The sequence below is a fragment of the Prosthecobacter sp. SYSU 5D2 genome (assembly GCF_039655865.1).
Classification (GTDB): domain Bacteria; phylum Verrucomicrobiota; class Verrucomicrobiia; order Verrucomicrobiales; family Verrucomicrobiaceae; genus Prosthecobacter.
Map to the genome: position 1 here is coordinate 103,499 of NZ_JBBYXL010000004.1, position 18,158 is coordinate 121,656.

The 18,158-nt window shown below is 58.4% G+C and carries 18 protein-coding genes; 10 read left to right on the top strand and 8 right to left on the bottom strand.

Translation table 11 applies throughout. The features are described from left to right. Positions 1-278: 278 nt before the first annotated feature. Together WJU23_RS07855 and WJU23_RS07860 are read right to left on the bottom strand one after the other, a co-directional pair. Positions 279-512, bottom strand: coding sequence for a hypothetical protein (locus tag WJU23_RS07855; protein ID WP_346332000.1), 234 nt, complete (start codon positions 510-512; stop codon positions 279-281). A gap of 4 nt (positions 513-516) precedes the next feature. Further along, positions 517-1,092 (bottom strand): N-acetylmuramoyl-L-alanine amidase, encoded by a 576-nt coding sequence (locus WJU23_RS07860; RefSeq protein ID WP_346332001.1) that lies wholly within the window; start codon positions 1,090-1,092, stop codon positions 517-519. A 139-nt stretch (positions 1,093-1,231) separates the two neighbouring features. Here WJU23_RS07860 and WJU23_RS07865 point away from each other — a divergent pair, with 139 nt between their 5' ends. From WJU23_RS07865 to WJU23_RS07875, 3 genes are read left to right on the top strand one after another with little or no spacing between them, the layout of a single operon-like run. Next, positions 1,232-2,074 (top strand): transglutaminase-like domain-containing protein, encoded by an 843-nt coding sequence (locus WJU23_RS07865; RefSeq protein WP_346332002.1) that lies wholly within the window; start codon positions 1,232-1,234, stop codon positions 2,072-2,074. 41 nt (positions 2,075-2,115) lie between these two features. After that, positions 2,116-2,880 carry an AraC family transcriptional regulator gene (locus tag WJU23_RS07870; protein ID WP_346332003.1) on the top strand — a complete coding sequence of 255 codons (765 nt, stop codon included), beginning with the start codon at positions 2,116-2,118 and terminating at the stop codon, positions 2,878-2,880. Next, positions 2,877-3,761 (top strand): RluA family pseudouridine synthase, encoded by an 885-nt coding sequence (locus WJU23_RS07875; protein ID WP_346332004.1) that lies wholly within the window; start codon positions 2,877-2,879, stop codon positions 3,759-3,761. Before WJU23_RS07870 ends, WJU23_RS07875 begins: the two co-directional genes overlap by 4 nt. Positions 3,762-3,930: 169 nt before the next feature. On the opposite strand, the gene WJU23_RS07880 is transcribed toward WJU23_RS07875, so the two are convergent. Next, positions 3,931-5,007 (bottom strand): hypothetical protein, encoded by a 1,077-nt coding sequence (locus WJU23_RS07880; protein WP_346332005.1) that lies wholly within the window; start codon positions 5,005-5,007, stop codon positions 3,931-3,933. A 218-nt stretch (positions 5,008-5,225) separates the two neighbouring features. Between WJU23_RS07880 and carA the strand changes: the two genes are divergently transcribed. Further along, on the top strand, positions 5,226-6,389 hold the full coding sequence (gene carA, locus WJU23_RS07885; protein ID WP_346332006.1) for a glutamine-hydrolyzing carbamoyl-phosphate synthase small subunit: 1,164 nt from the start codon (positions 5,226-5,228) through the stop codon (positions 6,387-6,389). Between the two features lie 356 nt (positions 6,390-6,745). Here the strand turns inward: carA and WJU23_RS07890 are convergent, their stop codons facing one another. From WJU23_RS07890 to WJU23_RS07905, 4 genes are read right to left on the bottom strand one after another with little or no spacing between them, the layout of a single operon-like run. Continuing rightward, complete coding sequence (locus tag WJU23_RS07890) at positions 6,746-8,170, bottom strand: DUF4340 domain-containing protein (protein WP_346332007.1); 1,425 nt, start codon at positions 8,168-8,170, stop codon at positions 6,746-6,748. Between the two features lie 39 nt (positions 8,171-8,209). Then, the gene (locus tag WJU23_RS07895; protein ID WP_346332008.1) at positions 8,210-10,267 is read right to left on the bottom strand and encodes a GldG family protein; all 2,058 of its coding nucleotides are present in this window, start codon (positions 10,265-10,267) and stop codon (positions 8,210-8,212) included. A 41-nt stretch (positions 10,268-10,308) separates the two neighbouring features. Next, the gene (locus WJU23_RS07900; RefSeq protein WP_346332009.1) at positions 10,309-11,067 is read right to left on the bottom strand and encodes an ABC transporter permease subunit; all 759 of its coding nucleotides are present in this window, start codon (positions 11,065-11,067) and stop codon (positions 10,309-10,311) included. A 38-nt stretch (positions 11,068-11,105) separates the two neighbouring features. Continuing rightward, entirely contained in the window at positions 11,106-11,834 is a 729-nt protein-coding gene (locus WJU23_RS07905; RefSeq protein ID WP_346332010.1) for an ATP-binding cassette domain-containing protein, read from the bottom strand. A gap of 240 nt (positions 11,835-12,074) precedes the next feature. Between WJU23_RS07905 and WJU23_RS07910 the strand changes: the two genes are divergently transcribed. Next, on the top strand, positions 12,075-13,439 hold the full coding sequence (locus tag WJU23_RS07910) for a Gfo/Idh/MocA family oxidoreductase (protein ID WP_346332011.1): 1,365 nt from the start codon (positions 12,075-12,077) through the stop codon (positions 13,437-13,439). A gap of 15 nt (positions 13,440-13,454) precedes the next feature. Here WJU23_RS07910 and WJU23_RS07915 read toward each other — a convergent pair whose 3' ends face one another. Next, positions 13,455-13,886 (bottom strand): thioesterase family protein, encoded by a 432-nt coding sequence (locus WJU23_RS07915; RefSeq protein ID WP_346332012.1) that lies wholly within the window; start codon positions 13,884-13,886, stop codon positions 13,455-13,457. A 111-nt stretch (positions 13,887-13,997) separates the two neighbouring features. Between WJU23_RS07915 and coaD the strand changes: the two genes are divergently transcribed. From coaD to WJU23_RS07940, 5 genes are all read left to right on the top strand, one after another. Next, positions 13,998-14,477 carry a pantetheine-phosphate adenylyltransferase gene (gene coaD, locus WJU23_RS07920; RefSeq protein WP_346332288.1) on the top strand — a complete coding sequence of 160 codons (480 nt, stop codon included), beginning with the start codon at positions 13,998-14,000 and terminating at the stop codon, positions 14,475-14,477. Positions 14,478-14,516: 39 nt separating this feature from the next. Next, positions 14,517-14,993: a hypothetical protein gene (locus WJU23_RS07925; protein WP_346332013.1), complete on the top strand. Its 477-nt coding sequence runs from the start codon at positions 14,517-14,519 to the stop codon at positions 14,991-14,993. Positions 14,994-15,009: 16 nt separating this feature from the next. Next, a complete protein-coding gene (gene rpmF / locus WJU23_RS07930; protein WP_346332014.1) occupies positions 15,010-15,195 on the top strand; it encodes a 50S ribosomal protein L32 in 186 nt (61 codons plus the stop codon). 360 nt (positions 15,196-15,555) lie between these two features. Beyond that, a complete protein-coding gene (gene ilvB, locus WJU23_RS07935; RefSeq protein ID WP_346332015.1) occupies positions 15,556-17,283 on the top strand; it encodes a biosynthetic-type acetolactate synthase large subunit in 1,728 nt (575 codons plus the stop codon). Between the two features lie 78 nt (positions 17,284-17,361). Further along, on the top strand, positions 17,362-18,150 hold the full coding sequence (locus WJU23_RS07940; RefSeq protein ID WP_346332016.1) for a site-specific DNA-methyltransferase: 789 nt from the start codon (positions 17,362-17,364) through the stop codon (positions 18,148-18,150). The last annotated feature ends 8 nt before the right edge of the window (positions 18,151-18,158 follow it).

Consider the following 18,158-nt stretch of genomic DNA (forward strand, 5'->3'; position numbering starts at 1 on the left):
TCGATGAAGACGGCCAGGTAAAGCCATTTTTCGCCACGGAGGATGAAGGTGATGTCGCCGGCTCATATATATATTGTTAGGGCACTCTGGCAGAGGCTTGTCCAGCAGCAGTTGGGCGAGGGGAGGTCGGCACGACCGTCGCAGGTCTGAGGTGCGCAGGTCTTGGGCTGGAGGACGATGAGGCCTTGCTCCTGCATGAGGCGGCGCACGCGGTCCGGAGCGCACACAAGGCCTTGGCAGCGATGGTGGCAGAAGATCACACCGATGGCCTTGCTGAGTTAGAGCGCAGTGACCACACTTCGCAAAACTCCCAACCAAAGGCCCCCAAAAGTAAACGCTTCCAGACGCAGCCTTTGCAACCGCAGCCGCCGGATTCCAAACGTCAAATTCGCACCCAGCTTGATCAGCAGCACGGAGCGGCCTTTCTCATTCATGCCGCAGCCTGCATAGTCAGACTTACGGACATTTGGGATCACCCGCACCACCCGTTGGGTCATCGTCACGTCGCTCATGGCTTCATCCTCGCACCGCCAGGATACCCGCAGCGATACCTTCCGCAATGGCCTGCCGATGTGAGGGAGTCGCGCAGCGGTTGGCCTCCGTGCGGTTGCTGATGTAACCGCATTCGATCACCGCGGCAGGCATTTTGGTGGAGCGCAGGACCTTGAAATTGCGGCTGATGAGGCCCCGGTATTTACCCGTGACCCGCCGGTCCATAGAGCGCAGGATGCTTCCCGCCAGGATCTTGCCATTGCTGCTGCGATAGTATCCCTCCATGCCATGAATGCTGGTGGTGCGGTTGGCATTGAAGTGGATGCTGACAAAGACGGAGCGCGAATTGCGGTTGGCGATCCAGGCCCGGTCATCCAGAGAGACAAAAGTATCCGTGCGCCGCGTCATCACGACTTTCAACCCTTTGGCCTTCAGCAGACGCTCCACGCGCTGGGCCACATCCAGGCACAGACGCTTCTCCACCAGTCCATACCAGGCCGCGCCGCCATCGTGTCCACCATGCCCGGCATCCAGGATCACGGTACTAAAGGTCAGCGCCTGGGCTGTGGCGGGCAGCGCCAGCAGCAGGAGGAAAAGCATGCATCGTATGATCCGTGAAGATGCCATTTTCTAAACTTTACTTAAAATTAAATAAAGGGGAATATAAAAGAGCGTATTTTTGCCAATTCCTGCCACACTTTCGTCTTTGCTCCCGCCATCGCTCTGCTAAAAGTTCCCCATGTCCGGACTCGCCAAACTTGATGACCTCATCTCCCTGCTGGATGATGAATCCCAGGTGGTGCAGGAGGCAGTGCAGAAGGAGCTGATGAGCATCCGCCAGGATTTGCCGGAGCGGCTACGGCTGATGGACCGCCAGCTCACGGCGGATGAGGAGCGCCACATGGGCCGCCTGCTGGAGCCTGCGCGGCGCGCGGAGCTGGAGGAAACCTGGATGCGCTGGCGCTGGCTGGACCATCCGACCACCCAATTGGAGGAAGGCATTGCGCAAATCTCCGCCTACATGCATGGCTGGCGCACGCAGACAGGGGAACTGGCCAAACGCCTGGACGACCTGGCCGAGGAGGCCTTCAAGGACCAGGGGCGCATGGATGCGCGCGAGCTGAGCGAATGGATGTTTACCGTGCGCGAAGGCAGTGTGCGCTTCCGTGGCAACAGCAAGGACTATTACACGCCCAATAACAGCAACCTGCTGTGGGTGCTGGAGACGGGACTGGGTAATCCGATCAGCCTATGCTGCCTGTATCGTTTGTTAGGCAAGCGGTTTGGCCTGGACATCCAAGGCTGCAATTTTCCCGGACACTTTCTGGCACGGGTGGAGCATTCTGACCGCACCTGGCTGGTGGACTGTTTCAATCGCGGGCGCTTCATGCTCTCCAGCGATGTGGCCCGGCATCACCCGGCCGCGAATCCATCCATTGAGGATGTGGTGCAGACGCCGGCCAGCACGGATGCCATTCTGCTGCGCATCCTGCGCAACCTGGACGAGGCCTTCGACCGCCTGAACAACGTCACTTACCGGCAGACCATGCGGTCATTGGCGGTGAAACTGATGGAAGACTGACCTCCGCCGCAGATGCCCGCCCTCCGCGCCGATGCCGCCCGATGCCCAGCCCCGAACAGCTCCGCGACCGTTTCCTGCGCGCTCTTGCGCCTGAGAGCCAGTTTTACCGGGTGCTGGACCACCTGCCGGGGATCTCCTTCTTTGCCAAAAACGCCCGTTTTCAGATTGTCTGCGCCAACCAGCACTTCGTTGAGAGCCTGGGGTTCAAGAGCGAGGCAGAGCTGATCGGCAAAGAGGACTTCGATCTCTTCCCTGCCCGGCTGGCGGAAAACTTCCGCCGGGATGACCAGGAGGTCCTGACCACCGGCGAGGCGCGGCTGAACTTGGTGGAGCTGTTTTTCAATCCGCAGGGTATTCCGGACTGGTTCATCACCAACAAGCTGCCTGTGAGGGACCGCCGGGGGCGCGTCATCGGCATCATGGGCACCACGCAGAGCTATGGCCACGCCGTGGAGACGGTGCATCCATACCGGCAGATCGAGCATGCGCTGGCGTATATCCGGGAGCACTTTCGGGAGCGAATCACGGTTGAGGACCTGGCCGCCCTGGTGCATATCTCCACGCGCCAGCTTCATCGCAAGTTTGTGGAGACCTTTGGTGTCAGTCCGCAGGCTTTCATCATGAAGCTGCGCATCCAGGCCGCCTGCGATGCGCTCCAGCAGGAGGACGCCCAGATCAACCTCATCGCTGCCGACCTCGGCTTCTGCGACCAAAGCAGCTTCACCCACCACTTCCACCGCCACATCGGCATCACGCCGCTGAAGTACCAGCGCCAGTTCCGACTCGTCAGAAAAACCGGAGAATGACATCCAAAACCGCCACCGAAACCGCCCCGCTCCTGCCCTTCCTGCTGGCCCAATGGCCCGAGGTCAAACGCACGAAAGTGAAACAATGGCTGCGCTTTGACGCCATCAAGGTCAATGGCCGCACCATCACCCAGCACGACCACAAGCTGCAGCCGGGGGACGTGGTCAGCATCCAGCCGCAGAAGGCTCCGCCCGCCACCACGCCCCTGCCTGCGGGACTGAGCGTGGTGCATGAAGATGATGAGCTTTTGGTTATCCGCAAGCCCGTCAACCTCCTCACCATCGCCACCGATACCGAGCGCGACAAGACCGCCTTCCGCATCATGACGGACTACCTGCGTGAAAGCACCCACGGCAGCCACGACCGCCTGTGGATCGTCCACCGCCTGGACCGTGAGACCTCCGGCTTGCTGGTCCTGGCCAAGAGCGAGGACGCCAAAGTCTGGCTCCAGGAAAACTGGCACCGCATGGACAAACGTTACCTCGCCATTGTGGAAGGCAGCATGAAGGCCCCGTCCGGCAAACTGGTGAACCACATTGACGAGACGCAGCCGCATCGTGTCTATGCCCTGGACCACGCCACCGCCACGACTCGCGAAGCCGTCACGCATTACCGCGTGCTGGGCACAGGATACGGTCGCAGCCTGCTGGAGATCACGCTGGAAACCGGCCGCCGCCATCAGATCCGCGCGCAGCTTGCTGCCGCAGGGTGTCCCATTGTGGGCGATGACAAATACGGCGCGAAGAGCGATCCCGTGAAACGCATCGCCCTGCATGCGAGTGACTTGAAGCTGCTGCATCCTCAGGATGAGCGGGAGCTGACGTTTCACTCTCCTTTGCCTCAGGACCTGGCGCGACTTGTGCCGGTGACGGTGGGCTGATGTGCGATGCGATGAGCGAAGGCGGTGCGAGGGTTACAACCGCGCCTTAAAAAGGCGCGGCTAATGGACGTACGCCGCTCTGCGACGGGGAGAGGGGGACGGGAGGTCTGAAACGGTTTCCACCAGCCGGTGTGGAGATAGCGTATGAATCAGTTGGAGCCCAACTGAGCTACTTCTCCTGAGCGACGCGTTGTTGCTCAGCTTCCATGGCTGCTTTTTCGGCAGCGATCGCCGCAATGGCCGCAGCGCGGCGGGCACGTTCTTTGGCTTCCTGCTCGGCGCGGACCTTGGCGGCGGCAGCTTCACGCCGGGCTTTGGCTTCTTCGGCTGCCTGGCGGGCGGCTTCTTTTTCGGCATCCTGTTTCGCCTTCAGCGCGGCGGCGGCAGCTTTCACGGCTTCAAGTTCGCGACGGGCCAGCTCGCGGGCGGCCTCACGCGCAGCTTCGCGTTCGGCATCGGCCTTGGCTTTGGCCTCGGCAGCGGCCTGACGGGCGGCAATTTTCTCGGCCTGCTGGCGTGCCTTTTCAGCTGCCTGCTCGGCGGCGGCCTGGGCCCGCGCAAGAGCGGCGGCTTCTTTTACCTGCTGGAGGCGGGCTTTCTCAGCGGCTTTTTCGGCGGCGGCCTTTTCTTTGGCGATGCGGGCGGCTTCCTTTTCCTCGGCGATGCGGATCTTCTCGGCAGCCTTCTCTGCATCGGCCAGTTCTTTGGCCACTCGCGCCGCTTCCTTCTCAGCCTGGAGACGGGCTTTTTCAGCCGCTTTTTCAACATCGGCCAGTTCTTTGGCCACTCGCGCAGCTTCCTTCTCTGCAGCAATACGCGCTTTTTCAGCGGCCTTCGCCGCGGCCTCCTCTTCTCGGGCACGGATGGCCGCTTCTTTTTCAGCCTGGAGACGGGCTTTCTCGGCCACTTTTTCAGCAGCGGCCTGCTCTTTGGCCACTCGGGCAGCTTCTTTCTCTTCAGCGATGCGTGCCTTCTCAGCCGCCTTCGCCGCCTCCTTCTCCGCAAGGGCCTGCTCACGGGCCAGGATGGCGGCCTCCTTGGCGGCGATGTCGGCGGCCAGTTTGGCTTCCTGGGCTTGGATCAGGCTGGCGGCAAAGCTGCGCAACTCCTGGGCAAGACGGGCAGCGGTTTCACCCAGCCCTGGAGCCACTTCGGTGGGGACGCGAGGCTGGATTTCGAGCGATTCGAGCCGGGCGGCCATGTCGCTAAGCAGGGAGGTAAACTTGAGGTCGGGTCTCGTGGTCATCAGAGGGTTGGCTGAAACAGAACCGTCATGAATGGAGACGGTTGTCCCCCTGTAAAGTCCCTTCCTTACATTCGCCGACAGGGATCCAGGGGAAGCCAGGAATGCGAGTAAATCTGCTCTGACGATTGCCCTGCGCACACCCCGAGCATCTTGCAGACATTTCATCCGCCCCTTGCATTCCCCGTACTATGGCGCTAGGTGCCCAAGTTTCCCATTTAATGAAAGCAATTCTGGCACTCGAAGACGGACGATATTTTGAAGGCATCTCCTTTGGCGCACCCGGCACCCGCACGGGCGAAATCTGCTTCAACACGTCCATGTCCGGTTATCAGGAAGTCCTGACGGACCCATCCTACCGTGGCCAGATCGTGGCGATGACCTACCCGATGATCGGGAACTACGGCATCAACACCCTGGACGATGAAAGCAGCGAGCCGCATGTGCGCGGATTTGTCATTGAGGAACTGTGCGATGTGCCCAGTAACTGGCGTAGCAGCCAGTCCCTGGACGGATACCTGAAGCAGCATAACATCCCCGGCATCCAGGGCATTGACACGCGCGCGCTGACCAAGCACCTGCGCACGCTGGGTGCGATGCGCTCCGTCATCACCACCGAGGTGGGCACAGTGGAAGAGGCCGTCAAGCTGGCCCTGGAAAGCGCGCCCATGAGCGGCAGCGATTTCGTCAAGGAAGTCAGCACGCCCAGCATCTACACCTGGGACCCGGAAAACGAACTGAGCCGCCAGTGGGACATCCCCAGCCCCAGCCAGAACCGCGAAGGCGGTCCGGAAGGCGCTTTCCATCCTCTGGGCGAGGCCCGGCACCACATCGTGGCCTATGACTTTGGCATGAAGCGCAACATCCTGCGCGGCCTGCGCCAAAGCGGCTTCCATGTGACCGTCGTCCCTGCCGCCACCTCTGCTGCCGATGTGCTCGCCCGGAATCCGGACGGCGTCTTCCTGTCCAACGGTCCTGGAGATCCGGCCGCGCTGGGCTACATCCATCAGGAGGTCAAGTCGCTGATTGGCAAGACGCCCGTCTTTGGTATCTGTCTCGGCCACCAGATCCTGGGACACGCCTATGGCGGCAAGACTTTTAAACTCAAGTTCGGTCATCGCGGCGGCAACCAGCCCGTCAAAGACCTGCGCACCGGCAAGGTATCCATCACCAGCCAGAACCACGGTTTTGCCATTGATCCTGGCAGCCTGCCGTCCAATGTGGAAGTGACTCATATCAACCTCAATGACGGCACCGTCGAGGGCATGCGCCATCGTGAAGCGCCGGTCATGAGCGTCCAATACCACCCTGAGGCAGCTCCGGGTCCGAATGATGCGAAGTATTTCTTCGATGAATTCGCGAAGCTGATTGATAAGGCGGACTGAGGCGGATTAGGGGTGCCTATCGAGATGCTGCAGCACCTGGGGTAACGCCAGTTTGAGCGCCTCGAGGAGCACACGAAAGTGCTGCTGCCGAGGCAAGAGACTTGCGTCTGCCACTCTGCCCCGCACTCCAGGACGTGCTGCGAATTCAGAAATCCACATGCCGCGCGGAGCGTCCCTATGGGCGGCGAAAGCGCAGAGCGCATCACCACTTTTCTCTGAAGTCAGCCTGCCACCTAACAGCATGTGTGACCGAGCGACACTGCCCGTCCCCCCCTTCATGCAAGACTTCCCGAAAACAGAAACGGCAGCCTGCGAAGAAACAGGCTGCCGTTTGAAGGGTGGATGAACAGAGGCGTTCAGTTCTGAGGCTGCACCTGAGGTGCGGCTTCTGGGTCTGCCTCCGGTTTGATTTCCGATGCGGGTGCTGCAGGAATCTGGATGGGAGGAGTGGTCACCGACGGCGGCTGGGGATTCAGAGAGTCTGCACCAGCCGCAGGGGCGGCCGGGGTCTCATTCGTCGCCGGAGCAGGGGTGGACTTTGAGGCTGCCGGAGCTTCAGGCGCGGTTACCGGACTAACTGGAGCGTCGGGTGCGGGAGCTGCGGGCGCTTCAGGCGTTGTGGCAGGAGCGGGAGTGGCCTTGGCCTCCACTTTCACGATTTCGCTGCGTTTTTTATGCACGTTATTAACGGTGTATTCGGAGACTTCATAGACCCAGTTGGCGAATTTCTTCTCCTTGGCGAGCTTCTCTTCGAGGGTCTTCTTTTTGGCAGCGAATTCTTCGTCCGCTTTCTTTTTGTCTTCTTCCTTCTCATCCGCAACCGGGGGCCGCGTCTTGGGAATGTCGGCGCTCACGTCCACCGTGAGAAAAAAACGGTCTGTCCCATCCTTGGTTTGTTTAGTGGTGAGCAGATCGTAGGTGAAACCGTCGAAGGTGACGATCTTGACTTTGATGGCATCCTTGAGCAGTTCCGCCCCCTTTTCTTTCGAAATCACATCGTTGAAGACCGGGCTGGAAAGCAGGTTGTAAACGGAGAGCTTGGAATTATCCAGAGCCTCTCCCGGCTTGGCATCCAGAAGCGTGAAATCATTGGTTACGTCGTCTTTGCGGACCACCCTCCAGCTTTCCCGGTCATCCGGAAAAGTGACGCTTACCTCTTTCACTCTCTGGACATCCAGAAAGGATTTGTCCAACCAGGTATCAGCGCTTGGCTCCAGGCTGAAAAAGGTGTTGCTGACAACCCAGATGGTGTCCCCATCCTCGGGAATGCGAACAAACCGCTGATTACCCCCGTCGAACTGGGTGCTGCTGCGGCCACCGGTGATGTCAATCTGTTTGCCGAGGATGAGGGATTTGACGAGTTTGTCCCCTTCTCCCAGGAGTTCAACCAGGGTGCCAACACCTTCATTGCCTTCACCGGGAGGCTGGACTTCGATTTCAGCCCAGGCTCCTTTGCGGACTTCCTGCTTGCTGGCAATACGCTGGTCGTAAAGCTCCGTCAATATGGAGCTGATGCGGTCCAGACTGGCAGGATAACCATCACGCTCGGCGACCTTTGCGCTCTTGCCATCTGCGTCAATAGTGATGTTAAGTTCGGATTTGGCGTCTTTGATGCGCAACTTTTTGACTGCCAGAATGTCGAGGTCCGGCAACAGCCGCTCACGGGACTTCACGCCACGGCTGGCGGCGGTGTTCAGGGTGGCGTTCTGCTGGTTCTGATAAACAACAGCGGCGGCCACAAGTCCGGCGAGGATGATGAAAAGGATGAGAATCTTCTTCATAAAATGGGAATATAACGTCGAAATTAAAGGTTGGCAGGATCAAACGGCGGCGGTGGAAACACGACGGCGGATGGCCAGGAGGAGACCCACGCTGATGACCAGCAGCGGCACGACAAGGAAGTTAAGCAGGGTGATCATGGACTCCGTGAAATCTATTTCCTTGTTTTGGGTCTTTTTGACCTCGCGGATCTCACGGTTGATGTCCGACTGGGTCCTCATGAGCTCATTCAATTCCTTGATCTGGCGCGGGTCGGCAAGCTGGCCGTTTTTGACACGGAGCGGACCCATTTTCTGGGCCGTTTCATCCAGTTTGGCCTGCAATGCCTGAAGTTTAGGACGGTAGTCTTTTTCCACCTTCTCACGCAGTTCGTCCATTTTGATGAAGGGACGCTGGATGGAGGCGCGGCTGCGCACTTTCAGGAGGTCACCGCCGCCGCTCAGAGCCTCGATGGCATTCAGCATCAGCGGCAGATTGGAGTTGGCAGCGACGAGACCGCCAGTCACGCGGTCCTGCTCCACACAGAGGGCATCAAACATCATGTCAGCATCGGAAAACAGGATGACCACGCCTTCTGTATTCACAGATTCTTTGATGGTGCCGTCGGTAATTTCGATCGGCTTCTTCGGCGATTCGGCTTTCGGAGCTTCTGTGGCTGGAGCTTCAGTTTGAGGGGCCACTGGTGCGGCTGCTTCAGTCGCGGTTGCAGCCTCTGGTGTTGCTGCTGCGGGAGCGGGCGCATCTGCGGCTGGGGCGGCATTTGGAGCCGTGGCATCGTCCTGGGCACCGCCGGTTTCAGCACTGCCAGCGGGGCCTTTCGGCCGACCGCCAGGGAAAGCGGTTTTGAACCTTCCGCTCAACCGTACGCCCATGATCTGGCGGCGGCCGCTCGGGTTGAAATTGGTCATTTTTTCGCGGATCAGCTTCTCAGCCTCCGTGGTGTCAATCATCTCGCTGGCTTCCGAGCTGCTGAAAAGAGTGTCAGCGGTAATGCCTTCTTTGGCATCAATGCTGAAGGAACCTGCCATGAGCATCCGGAGGGACTGCAAGCTGGAAGTGATGCTTTCATCTTTGCTGAGTGCCTCACGGGGAAGCTGAAGCTCCACGGGATTCTGTCCGCCCTGGGCCATGCCGCGATAGTTCACATCGGCGACAACCAGGGATTTGTTATAGTTCACGCCCCAGGCTTTGAAAAGGTTGGCCAGATCTGAGCTGGGATTGATCACTCCCCCCGGCTGGCCGGTCATGGGATTCTGCTGGTTGCTGTAAACACGCTGGGCGACGATGCTCTGCGGATCCACAAGGGCGATGACCTTGCCGCCTTTGAGGAGGTACTGGTCAATGGCGTATTCGGAAATTTCGGAGATGTCCGCCGGGTGGATGACCACCAGTGTGCTGATGTCTGAGTCAATTTTGTCGGCGCTTATCGGGATGTCACGCACTTCATAATCCATGCGCAGTCTCTGGATGACGATCCATGGATCCTGACCCGCCTGCCGCTGATAGGGGAACATGGGAGAGCCCATGACCGGCATGGCGCTCATGACTCCAATGACGGTCTTGGTGTTCTTGGACACCTTTTGGATGGCCCGGGCGATGTTATACTCCAGAGCGTTTTCCTCGTTGGGGCTGAGGAAGGGCAAAACTTCTTTCTGCGCGGCGCTCTGGATGGCCATGCCCAGATAGATGTTGTCACCGTTCTGGTTCACTGTCATGCCCTGGAGATCGTCCTCACGGGCACGGTCCTCATCTTCCGTGTTGGGATTGGGGGCCAGCTTTTCCAGGATGAGCTTGCCCTGGGATGCCTTTTGAAATTCCAGCAGCAGATCCTGAACGGTACTGGCATGGGACTTCAGCATGGGCGGCATGACCCGGTCCTCGGTGGTGACATAATAACGGATGGTCACCGGCTTGTCAGGATTCAGGCGTTCCAGGATGTTTTTGCTGCCCTGGGTAAGGGTGTAGAGCTTGTCCTGGGTGAGGTCCACCCGCAGGTTGCCGAGGCCAAGACCTCCGACCAGAAAGTTCACGGCGACGACAATGGCGATGACCAGCAGGGCCGTGATGCCTGCGGTGCCTTCTTTGCTGTTTAAATTCATATAAGGATTCTCAGATGGTTTGGGATGTTCCTTGGGAAGAATCAGGCACGCTTGGAGCGCAGTGCCAGGTGGGTGATGAGGAGGCCTACCACGATCACCGAGAGAAAATACAGGACGTCACGGAAGACGAAGATGCCTTTGGTCATCTCAAAAAAGTGGTCCATGAAGCTGAGGTAGCTGACGAACCTGACCACGTATTCAAAGGAGGACGGCAGCGTGCGTACCACGGTGTCCACAATGCCAGGATTTCCGATCAGCGTCAGCGTCACACAGACGGCCACGGAGACAATGAAGCAGACGACTTGGCTGCGGGTATAAGCACTGACCGCGCTGGTCACGGCAAGACAGCCGAGGGCATAGAGATAGCTGGCCGCGTATCCGGTGATGATGGGCCCCGGGTCTGGATTCCCCAGCCAGAACACCGTGATAACGACGGGGAAGGTCAGCGCCAGGGCAATGAGCCAGACGAGGGCCGCTGCGACGAATTTGCCAATGATGGCCTGCCAGGGGGAGACCGGCATGGTCATCAGCAGCTCAAACGTTCCGAGACGGTGCTCTTCCGACCATAGGCGCATGCCGACAGCCGGGGCAAGCACGATGTAAATCCAGGGGTGCCAGAAGAAGAACGGCTGCGTGAGAGACGCATTGTCCGTGTTCAAAAGCTGGCCGAAGAAGAACGTAAAGCCCATTGTGGCCAGGAGGAAGATCACCACGATGACGTAAAACACCGGTGAGTTGAAGTAGGAGAGGAACTCCCGCTTAAAAATAGCGAGGGTATTGTCCAGATCTCTGCTTTTCATGAGGTTGTTTAAAAAGAGTAAAGGGGTTCTGAGTTGGACTATTTCACCGTGTCAGGACGGGTGATGGCGCGGAAGACTTCATCCAGCGTGTTCACACCCGGGACGAGCTTCTTGAGCTGCTCCGGTGTGCCGTCTGCGACGACCTTGCCGCGGTCAATGATGATGGCGCGGGAGCATGCGGCCTCCACTTCCTCCAGAATGTGGGTGGAGAAAATGATCGCCTTGGATTCCCCCATGCGCTTGATCAGCCCGCGCACTTCGTGCTTCTGATTGGGATCCAGGCCGTCCGTCGGCTCATCCAGAATCAGCACATCCGGATCATGGATGATGCTCTGGGCGAAGCAGGTGCGGTGGCGATAGCCCTTAGAAAGGGTGTCCACACTCTGATTCCGCACATTTTCCAGGAAGCAAAGTTCCAGCACTCGGTCCACCGCCTTGCTCTTGGCAGATCCCGTGACTCCACGCAGCTCTGCGCAAAAGCCCAGGAAGCTGGCCACCGTCATATCGGAATAGAGGGGGGCGTTTTCAGGAAGATAGCCAATGGAGCGCTTGGCCAGCTCTGGCTCTTCAAGCATGTTGATGCCGCCAATGCTGATGCTGCCGGAGGTGGGGCGGAAATAGCCCGTCACCATGCGCATGGAGGTGGATTTGCCAGCACCGTTCGGCCCGAGGAAGCCGAGGACCTGACCCTTTTCGACAGAGAAGGAGACGTTGTCCACCGCCACCTTGCTGCCGAACACTTTTCGGAGGTTTTGCACTTGGATCATACTGTCACTATCATGGTTGTTTGGGGTTGTCTTGGTAAGAGCGCACTGTGACACACAGGCACTCTGGAGCGTTCAAAAAACGCGGGCGTTTTATGGTTGCCACCGTTCATTTTGCAAACGGATTTTCCGAAGGGGTGGCAGCTTTAGTGCGGTTTGCCAGGAATGGCCAGCAAACTTACTGTTTCAGCCCGGAAATCGTTCTCGACACGACTGCCCACCTTTGGCTAAAACGCCCCAAGCATGAAACGAATTCCTCTTTCTTCCCGCCGTGAATTTCTGACCAAAACGGCTGCCGTCATCGGCTTTCCCACCATCATTCCCGCGAGCGTGCTGGGGCAAAACGCCCCTTCTAACAAGATCACCATGGCCGTGCTGGGATGGGGCATGATGGGGCCGGGTAATACGAACAAGTTCCTGGCTGAAGCTGACTGCCGCATTCTGGCCGCCTGTGACATTGATAAACGCAACCTGGAAAAAGCGGTCGGCACAGTCAATGCGGCTTACAAAAACACGGATTGCAAAGGCTACCACGATTATCGCGAGGTCATGGCCAGGGGTGATATTGACACGGTCATGCTCGCCCTGCCGGACAACTGGCATGCGCTGACTTCGATTGAAGCAGCCAAAAACGGCAAGGATATTTACGGAGAAAAACCTCTTGCCCGGACCATCGCCGAGCAGCAGGCCATCGTTGGTGCGGTCCAGCGCTATGGCCGGATCTGGCAGACGGGCTCCTGGCAACGCAGCGAGGACAATTTCCGCATTGGCGCAGAGATCGTGCGCAACGGCCTGATCGGCAAGCTCACCCATGTGGAAGTCGGCCTGCCTGCCGGTCACAACGATTTTGCCAAAACCGGGGACAAATGGAATGTCACTCCACCGCCTGCAGAACTGGACTATGAGATGTGGATCGGCCCGGCCGCCATGCAGGATTACATTGAATGCCGCGTCCATAAAAACTGGCGCTGGGACTATAATATCGGCGGCGGCCAGCTTCTCGACTGGATCGGCCACCATTGTGACATCGCCCATTGGGGCATGGACATGGACAGCAGCGGCCCTTCTTTGGTCAAACCGCTCCAGGTGGACATGCCGCCTCGCACGGACATCTGGAACACGGCGACCAAATATCGCGCCGAGGCCACCTACGCAGGAGATGTCATCATGACCATCGCCGGCGGCCACGATGACATCAAAATGGGCACCAAGTGGGCCGGCACCGATGGATGGGTGTATGTGAACCGCAACGGCACGTATGATGCCTCCAAAGCGGAGCTGAAAAAGATCATCAAAAAACGCGAGGGAGACAAAGTGGTGGAAGCCTCCACCGCGCCAAAACTGGGGGACGACGTCATCAAGACCCGCCTGTACGAGACACCCGGGCATCACCGTAATTTCCTGGACTGTGTGAAGTCCCGCAAGCCAACTGTCACCCCGGTGGAAACCGCCCACCGCAGCGCCACGCCCGGGCATCTGGCGCTGATTGCCTTCCTCGTAAACCGGCCCATCCGATGGGACCCTGTCACCGAGACCATTCTCGATGACCCGGAGGCGTCCAGGCTTCTCACCCGCGAATACCGGGGCAACTGGAAACTGGAGGCGTGAAGAAAGCCCTGCGGCTCAGCGCTTCTTTAAGAAGAGGTGCTTGTACTTCATCATCCAGTCTTCCGGCAGACGCATGGGCTTCCCCTGGGGCATCTGGACGAGCGCCAAGGACTGGCGGCAGGTGATGAGCACCGTCTCTTCCCCTGCCCTGCGGACCTCAAACGCACACCAGAAACGCACACGCTCCACGCTGTCCAGACGGCCGGTGATGACCAGTTCATCCCCCAAGGTGGCTGGCTTCCGGTAATCAATTTCCGTCCGCACAACCACGGGATAAACCTGCGTCTGGGCCATATCCCGTAACTTCATGCCGAGCTTGGCGGCCAAGCGGGTCCTGGCCGTTTCGATCATGCGCAAGTAGGCGATGTTGTGGACGACACCGCCAATGTCAGTATCAAAAAACATGACTTCCTCGCGCGTCTCGATGGTGGTGTTTTCGTCGTTCATGGCTGATAGTGGACTGGCATCCAGATATTGGAAACGACAAGGTTTTACAACTTTCCTGAGCAATCGCTTTTCTCCCGCTGTCTGAACGAGTAACGAATGCGTCTCACCTTTATGCGCCGCGCCATTTATCCAGGAAGTTTTGATCCCATCACCAATGGCCACCTTGACGTGCTGCAAAGGGCCGCCGGGCTGTTTGATGAGCTGATTGTGGCCGTGGCCCAGGACAATGCCAAGCAGAGCCTCTTCACCCTGGATGAACGCGTGGAACTGCTGGTCGGCGCGACGGAGCACATCTCCAATCTGCGCGTCATGCCTTTTCAGGGCCTGCTGGTGGACTTCGCCAAACAGCAGTCTGCCGTGGCCTTGGTCAGGGGCCTGCGCGCAGTGAGCGATTTTGAATTTGAATTCCAACTGGCCCTGATGAACCGCAAGCTGGAACCCAACCTCGAAACAATGTTCCTCATGCCACGGGAAGAACTCACCTACATCAGCAGCCGGCTGGTCAAAGAGATCGCCCGGCTGGGAGGCAATGTGAACCAGTTCGTGCCGCCGCACGTCGTCGTCGCGCTGAAGAAGAAACAGTCAGCCTGATCCGAAGGGGCTGCCTACAACTCAACCGCACCTTATCCCATGAAACCTTTTCAATTCGACATCCGCAACCTGCCCGCAGACGGCAAGCAGGTCACCGGCACGCAGCCAGCCAGCTTTTTCAACCTGCCGGAAACCGACCTCGTCAAGGCGGAGTCTCCGCTCACCTATGACCTCACCTTCATCAAGGATGACAAGGACATCATCGTCACAGGCAGCCTGGACGCCACCTTCAGCCTGGAATGCGGCCGCTGCCTGGAGCGGTTCCAAATGAAAGTGGACTTGGCAGAATACGAAGCCGAAATTCCTATTGAAAAGGATACAACGATGGACTTGACAGACCTTATAAGAGAAGACATTCTGTTAACCCTTCCAAACTTCCCGCGCTGTGAAGATGGCAACGTTGATCCGCGCGACTGTCCAGCTGAGGGCAAATTCGAACCACGCGACGAGCCTCTGGTCAACGAAGAGCCCGGTGCAGACGGCGGAGTCTGGAATGCCCTTGATCAACTGAAATAGCGACCCCCTTCCGAACATGGCCAATCCAAAACGCAGACAATCCAAGAGCCGCCAACGCCTCCGTCAGGGAGCCAACCGCTGGCGCGCCCCCGTCCTCAAGAGCTGCCCTGAGTGCGGCACTTCCGTTCCCGGCCATGTGGCCTGCCCTTCATGCGGCTACTACAAAGGCCGTCAGGTGCTGAACATCACCGCAGGCGAGTAATCCGCCCGCCACAGCCCCCTTTCAAAAACCCCGCCGCGTTTTCCGCTGGCGGGGTTTTTGTTTTGCCATCCGGTCTCCTCTGCACACAGATGCCGCAGCCAACATGTGTGCGGCAGGACAGCGGGTTTGAATTATTGACTTTCCGCGTTGCTTCTCACCATTGCCATGAGAGCGCGAAAGCGAAACTTTTGAATTCGCCATACACCCACCACACTGAAATTGCCTCAATTTTGGCAATTTTCAAAGCAACAACACCCCATTTAATGTGAAATTGCCACTAAATCACCAAACTTTTGATTGCTATTTTATGGCTAGACGCGAAAATGACCCCCGAAATCACAATTTTCATCTGACCAACACATGAGCACACAAAAAATGGACGGCGCACAGGCGCTGATCAAAACCCTGGCCGATCTCGGCATTGAATACGTGTTCGGATATTCGGGTGGCGCGGCCATCCCGATCTTCGACGCTCTCGAAACCATGAAGACGGACATGAAGTTCGTCCTCGTGCGCCATGAACAGGGTGCCGTCCACATGGCCGATGGGTATGCCCGCGCCACAGGCAAGCCCGCCGTGGTGCTCGTGACCTCCGGCCCCGGTGCCGGCAATACCATCACCGGTCTCATGACGGCCCAGATGGACAGCGTGCCCATGATCGTGCTTTGCGGCCAGACGGTGAGCTGGATGCTGGGCAAGGATGCTTTCCAGGAAGCGGACATCTTTAACATCACGGCTCCCGTGGTGAAGCATAATTACCTGGTGAAGGATACCAATGCTATCCCGCGCATCGCCCGCGAGGCCTACCACATCGCCACCACCGGCCGTCCCGGCCCGGTGCTCATTGACATTCCGAAAGACAAAAGCCAGGCCCCCTTTACCGGTAACTACGATGAGCCTATGGACCTTCCTGGATACCATCCGGAAGAGTCTTTGAAGATTGACATGAAGGGCATCGAAGAAGCCGCCGCCCTCATCGCCCAGTCCAAGCGCCCCGTCATCCTCGCCGGCCAGGGAGCCATGATCGCCCGTGCGGACAAGGAACTGCTGCAGCTTGCCGAAACCCTCGGCGCGCCAGTGACCACCACCCTGCTGGGCAAAGGTGTGTTTCCTGAAACCCACGCGCTCTCGCTCGGCATGCTCGGCATGCACGGCACCGCCTATGCCAATAAGGCCATTTGCGAAGCCGACCTCATTCTTAACATCGGCTCCCGCTTCGATGACCGCATCATCGGCAAGGCCCACATGTTCGGCCGCAATGCCAAGCTCATCCACATTGATATTGATGCGGCGGAGTTTAACAAAATGATCCAGGTGGATGTGGCCATCAAGGGCGATGCCAAAGCCGCCCTGACCAAGCTGCTGCCGCTCATGGAGAAACTCCCTACCGAAGACTGGGTAGAGCATCTGGACGGCTACAAAAAGAAATTCCCCCTCACTTACAAGAAGCAGGGCGGCCTGCGCATGCAGCAGGTCATTGATGAGCTTTACACCCTCACCCAGGGCAAGGCCATCGTCACGACCGATGTGGGCCAGCACCAGATGTGGGCGGCCCAGTTCTACAAGAATGATGCCAGCTATCATTGGATCAGCTCCGGCGGTGCAGGCACGATGGGCTTTGGCTTCCCGGCCGCCATTGGTGCGCAGCTCGCCTGCCCGGACAAGCTCGTGGTGACCATCTGCGGTGACGGCGGTTTTCAGATGACCCTGTTTGAACTGGCCACTGCCGCCATCCACAAGCTGCCCATCAAAATCATCATCCTCAACAACAGCTACCTGGGCATGGTGCGCCAGTGGCAGGAGCTGTTCTTTGAAAACCGTGAAAGCGGGGTGGATCTCGTTGGCAACCCTGACTTCGTGAAACTTGGCGAGGCCTATGGCATCAAAGGCTTCCACATCCGCCGTCCAGCCGATGTGGAGCGTATCCTCCAGCAGGCTCTCGACTACAACGACGGCCCTTGTATCATCGAAGCCGAGTGCATCAAGTATGAAAACGTGTTCCCGATGATCCCTGCCGGCGCGGCCCTCGAAGACATGATCACCGAGGCACCCAAGCACAAGATGGAGAAGCCCACCGGTTCCACGTAATACTCGGAGCGCGGACGTCCCCGTCCGCCTCCAGTCTTGCTCCGGACTGCGGACGCCCCGTCCGCTTCCCCTCCTCCCATGAAACTGAACACCGTCATCAAGGGCGATGCGTTGAAAGAGTTAAAAAAGCTCCCCAATGCATCCGTCCAGGCGGTGATCGCCGACCCTCCTTATTTCAACGTCCTCGAAGATGAAGCCTGGGACACGCAATGGAAAACGCCCGAAGCCTACCTTGCCTGGTGCAAGCGCTGGGTGGCGGAGTGCCTGCGCGTGCTCAAAGATGACGGCCTCTGCTTCATCTTCGGCCAGTTAGGCAAGCGAGAGCACACCTTCATTCACCTCATGTCCCAGCTCTGTCTCCAGCACGCTTATCACGATCTCATCATCTGGGACCGTGCCGTGGGCTACAATGAACGCCGGGACAGCTTCACCCCGCAGTATGAGATGATTCTCGTCCTGCGGAAGGGGGAGAAGGTCAAGTTTAACAAAAAGTCCGTACGCATCCCTTACGATGCCGAGACCATCTCCGCCTACCTGCGCGACACGCGATACAAGAACATGGAGGCCCGCAAAGCCCACCTTGAAGAGGGCAAATTCGCCACCAACATCCTCCGCATTCCCAGCCTTAAAGGCCTCAACAAGGAGAAGTGCGGCCACCCTAGCCAAAAACCCCTGGCCCTCATCAGCAAACTCATCTCCTGCAGCACCGACGCCGGCGATGTCGTCCTGGATCCCTTTCTGGGCAGCGGCACCACCGCTGTCGCTGCAGAAAAAGAAGGCCGTCCATGGATCGGCATCGAATGTGATGCCACATACGCGAAAATAGCCCGCCAGCGCCTTAAGACCAGCCGCATTACTCTTTCTTAAATTTCCAC